The sequence below is a fragment of the Streptomyces sp. NPDC002779 genome, from assembly GCF_042888685.1.
Lineage (GTDB): Bacteria > Actinomycetota > Actinomycetes > Streptomycetales > Streptomycetaceae > Streptomyces.
This window is the reverse complement of the sequence record NZ_JBIAQC010000056.1, coordinates 1-4,640: the sequence shown is the minus strand read 5'-3', so window position 1 is coordinate 4,640 and position 4,640 is coordinate 1. Positions and strand designations below refer to the sequence as shown.

Genomic DNA, 4,640 nt, shown 5'->3' with positions numbered 1-4,640 from the left:
ACTCCGGCGGGTAGTTCTTCATGACCACGAGATGTCCGTTCTCAGATCCTCAGGATCCAGTGTCTCGTGTGTTCAACATCAGGGGTCAACGCCCAGTTTCCCCGCCTTAACGGAAGCTGCGGCACAGTCCACTTATCCGGCCATAGCCAGGCCATACCCCAAACCCCCCTGTTGGGTGACGCCCCGAGCACCAGAGGTGCAGGAGGGGTGAGGTGGAGTGGCTGTTGCCGGACCAGTTGTGGATTCTGTTCCGGCGGGTGGTCCCGCTGACCCAGGTCGTGCGCCACAAGTCGGCGGGCGCCGAGGGAGCGGTGACCGCGAAGGTGTGTCCGCGATCATCTTCGTGGCTGCAACGGCAGTACCGGGCCCGTGAGGACGGCCCTTGCGCACCGGATCCGCTTACCGGAGCTCAGTGATCAGCTTGCCGAACCGGAGCGGGCGTTCGGCAAAACGCCCCGCGCCCTCCCCCGTCCTCAGCACGAGAAAGCACGCCGCAACGCGCCCTCGGTCGACGAAGTACCCGTCACGTATGCCTCCATCGGTCCCCACCGGCCCCAGCCACGCTGTCCCATCACACCGCCCAGCAAGCCGCAGCCGCCCGATTTCTGCTGACCCCGTCGGCGCATCGGAGGCCCCCAAGGGCCGAGGATGGGCCGACCCTTGGGCGCAGAGAGCCGCGCCTCGACAAGCAGTGGTCGAGCGCAGCAACCGCGCGAAAGCCAGCGGGCTGGCGCCAGCGTCAGGTGAGCCGGGCGCGCAGCGCCGCGGCCAGCCGGTCGGCGGCGTCCTCGGCGTAGCCGAGGAAGAGGAATGGCTCGGTCACTTCGAGTTCCGCCACCCGCATCCGGCCTCCGGCGTCGCGGATCAGGTCGACCCGGGCATACACCAACGGGGCCGGTGCGGGAATCGATGCGAGGACCTGTTCTGCGGCCGCTCGGCACTCGCCATCCGCAGGACAGGCGGTGACCTGCCAGTCGGTGTCGGCCGACTCCGGCAGCAGCAGTCCCTCGCGCAGGGTCTCCTGGGGGAGGTAGGGGCCGCGGCGTACGGCGTGGCTGAACTCGCCGTTGAGGTACACCATCGACAACTCGCCCTCGGTGTCCACCGAGTCCATATAGGGCTGTACCAGCATGGGGCCGGCGCTGACCGCGTACGCGCTCGCCTTGTGCCGGTCGCGGGTTCGCATCGCCCCGCTCCCGCCCGCCCCCACCGTGGGCTTGACGACAAGATCGGTCCAGTCCTGCGGGATGGCCTGGGCCAGGGCGGTGCGGCTGTTGCACACGGCCGGGTCCACCCAGAGCGTGGGCACCACGTCACAGCCGGTCTGCGCAAGGTCACGCAGATACGTTTTCTCAGAATTCCATTCAAGGACGCCAAGGGGATTGATGAGTTCGCAGCCGGCGGCCGCACGCCGCATCGAGGCGAGGAACTCGTCGCGGCACTGCGCGTAGTCCCACGTGCTGCGCACGATCGCCGCGCGAAACGACCCCCAGGACACCTCCGGGTCCTTCCACCGCACCGGCCGCCAGGTCAGCCCGGCCCGCTCAAGACCGTGCGCAGCCACGTCCAGATCCGCATCAGGTCCATCGGAGGTGACATAAGCGATGTCCGCCCCGCCACATTCGGAATGTGCCACAAAGCAGCCCCTATCCTTTTCACATACTCAAGAAGTGTAACTCTGCGTCACATTAGGCACAACGGGCGGTAATCATCCCGGCGGAGCGCGCAATGGTCGGCAGAAGCAAAACATCGGAAATGTTGTGCGCCGGCACACCGGCTGACTGTCTGGAGCCCGCCGCCACGCCCCGGCGCCAGGCACACCACAGGACCGCCGCGTCAAAGAATCCGCATCCGAAGAGCACCAGCACCTCACCCCCCTGTTTCCCCACCCAGTACGGCGTCACGACTGGTGAGTGCGCCATGTCGCGCCGCCGTCCTCGGACTGAAGTCGGCGGCGAGGTAAGGCTCGTGGGCAAGCCCCCGGGCGTGTGCCGGAGCCGGGGCGTTGTCGCCGGGTGGCTATCCGAGCCAGGTGACTGGGGAAGAGGCAGTGTTCCAACCCTGCGCTATTCGGTGTCCTGGCAGGCGGCGAGGTAGTCCGCCCAGCTGTCTTGCGCGAACCGGGCCCACTTGTGCGCCGTGCCTGGGTCGATGCCGAGGAGATCACTGATGACGATCGGGGGCAGTTCCGCCACGAACTCGATCATGGCGGTGTTCCGCGCGCTCAAGCTCGGAAGGCCGTGCCGCTTCAACCTCGTGTGCGCCCACCCGCCGCCGATGGGGCGGCTGGCGGGTCGGCCCGGCCAGAGGTAACGCGGTCCGTCTCCAGGTAGTTGGTCCAGCATCGAGATGCGCGCAGGGTGCCGGATCTGCTCCTCAACGAGTCGGCCCAGTTTGGGCGGCAGCAGGACCGGCTCGCGGTCGAAGGTGACGTACCAGTCCGTGTCCTCCTTGTGGAATCGGTCTGTGGTCAAGGTGACGATGCGGGTGACCTGCATCCCGTAGAGCCTGACCATCGCGCCGATGATGCGGACATCGAGCGGGAGCTGGTCATCGTTGAGGCAGCGGCGAAGCTGTCCGTAGTGCTCGTCCTCGGTGAGGAAGTGCGAGGCGTCGGTCTTGACCTCAGGGGGTAGTTTGATTCCGCTGGCGAGGCGGCGGGCGAGCGTCCAGCGGACGAACGCCGTGCACCAGGCGTCGGCGGCCTATCGCGGCCAGGCCAAGACGGACGAGAAGGACGCGTTCGTCATCGCCGATCAGGCACGCATGCGCCAGGACCTTGGTCTCCTGCGGCCCGGCGACGAGATAGCCGTCAACCTGCGCACCCTTACCGCGCGCCGCCTCGATCTGGTCAACGACCGCACCCGTCAGACCAACCGGCTGCGGGCTCAACTCCTGGAGTTCTTCCCAGCGTTAGAGCGCGCGCTGAACCTGAGCAAGAAGGGTCCGGTCCTCCTACTGACCGGCTACCAGATGCCGGCCTCGATCCGTCGCAGCGGCGCCCGGCGGATCGGGGCCTGGCTGAAGAACCGCAAGGTGAAGAACGCCGTCGCGCTCGCCGAGACAGCTGTCGAGGCGGCCAGGGCCCAGCACACTGCCCTGCCAGGAGAGACCCATGGCCAGCCTGAGAACCTGCTCCGCCTCCCAGGCTTACTACGGGCGCAAACGGAACGAGGGAAAGGGACACAAACAGGCTCTGCTGGCGTTGGCCCGTCGACGGGCCAACGTCTTGTGGGCCATGATCCGCGACGGAGAGTGCTATCAGGTACTACCAACGGTCACTACGACGGCTTGACATCGTCATTGGGAAGTTCTTTATCTTCTGGCCGCTCCTACGGCGCGGCCAGAAGAAGAACGAGCTATGGGCCTGTGCAGAAATCCAACAAACACCAGGCACCCCGCTACGACGTCGGCAAGACCGTCAAACGCCCCGAGACCCTCAAGGCCATCGGCAAGCCCGGAATCTTGGTAGAAAGAACAAGTTGAGAGCCTGTTTCCGAACCTGCGTGTTGGAAATTGGCCATCTTATGGGTGGTTTAAGTCGTGTGCGCCGGTCGTGCTTCGCCTCGTCTGTCCCGGTGATTGTCAGGCAACTCAGCAGCCCCGGCATGTCTTGTGCGGGGAGCGGGAGGGGAGGAGGTTCGGGGTCTGGCCCTGCGGAGACCTCGCACAGGCCACCGCCTACCGAAGGAACCCGCCATGCCCCCTCGTCACATATCCGGACGCCTCGCGGCCACAGCCGTGCTGCTCGCCGTGCCCGTCCTCGGCTTCGCCGTTGCCTCCCCCGCGGCCGCGGCGGTGTGTGACGGCGTCGAGGTCGTCGCGGTCGGGGGCACCACATGCCTGGACACTCCCGGTGAGAGCGTGTCGGTAACCGGGCAGTACACACTGTTCAACAACACTGACGCTGATGTTGCGGTGGAAATAGACCCCGACGGGCGCGGAGAGCTGGAATTCGCGGTCCTTGTCCTGGGGGCCGCAGTGTTAACGGTGGAGGGTGAGCTAGGCAGGGACGCGGAGGTACGACTTGCCATTGAATAGGGTGGAAGGCATATAGAGCAGTCACGGATCGTCGTAGGTCAGCTTGTGATGTGCCTCTGAGAGCTCCTTCAGTGTGAGATCTCGGACGCATCATTTCCCCGTGGCGGGGAAATGAGTGTGCTCGATCCCAGGCGACTTCGCCGTGGAGGGCTCCCCGTGGAGGGGAACCCTCCACGGCCGTTCAGGGGGTACATCCGAGCTGTCGGCGGCGCTTGAAATGTGAGCCAATTCCGGGCGGGTGAAAATGACCAAGTGGGTGTCCGAGCAATCGATGGTGATGGGGCAGGCGCTTGTTGCGGATAAATCCTCTGGGGAGCCGGGTCGTTGGTGACCTGTCGGGCCCTGGTGGTCCTGCTGTCCGCGCAGGGCCGCCAGTGGCAAAGGTCGCCGAAGTGACGTTCCCCAGCAATCACCGGGTTCGGGATGGGATCCACAGCTGCATTACGGACGACTTCGCCTCCCTGTATCCCGAAGAGAAGGGCTGACGCCGTCCGACGAACAGGGCGGCATGGCACGTGATCAACAACCCGTGCTGCATGGCAATCTGCTTACCAGCAGGATGACTTGGAGCTGGAGGTACACCGCTCGTGGCGGCGAAC

3 protein-coding genes and 1 pseudogene are annotated in these 4,640 nt (G+C 65.7%); 2 read left to right on the top strand and 2 right to left on the bottom strand.

Annotated features, from left to right (window positions below):
* Positions 1-739: 739 nt before the first annotated feature.
* Complete coding sequence (locus tag ACFYW5_RS37595) at positions 740-1,564, bottom strand: RimK family alpha-L-glutamate ligase (protein WP_389421639.1); 825 nt, start codon at positions 1,562-1,564, stop codon at positions 740-742.
* A 502-nt stretch (positions 1,565-2,066) separates the two neighbouring features.
* Positions 2,067-2,516: a hypothetical protein gene (locus ACFYW5_RS37590; protein ID WP_389421638.1), complete on the bottom strand. Its 450-nt coding sequence runs from the start codon at positions 2,514-2,516 to the stop codon at positions 2,067-2,069.
* A gap of 166 nt (positions 2,517-2,682) precedes the next feature.
* On the opposite strand from ACFYW5_RS37590, the pseudogene ACFYW5_RS37585 reads away from it, so the two are divergent.
* Positions 2,683-3,295: pseudogene (locus ACFYW5_RS37585) on the top strand (transposase); the annotation flags it as partial.
* A gap of 404 nt (positions 3,296-3,699) precedes the next feature.
* Positions 3,700-4,041 (top strand): hypothetical protein, encoded by a 342-nt coding sequence (locus ACFYW5_RS37580; RefSeq protein ID WP_389421637.1) that lies wholly within the window; start codon positions 3,700-3,702, stop codon positions 4,039-4,041.
* The last annotated feature ends 599 nt before the right edge of the window (positions 4,042-4,640 follow it).

What these genes read in the sequence shown, in the direction of transcription:
- ACFYW5_RS37590 (WP_389421638.1), bottom strand. Translation starts at nt 2,516, where the DNA reads ATGGTCAGGCTCTACGGGATGCAGGTCACCCGCATCGTCACCTTGACC.
- ACFYW5_RS37580 (WP_389421637.1), top strand. Translation starts at nt 3,700, where the DNA reads ATGCCCCCTCGTCACATATCCGGACGCCTCGCGGCCACAGCCGTGCTG.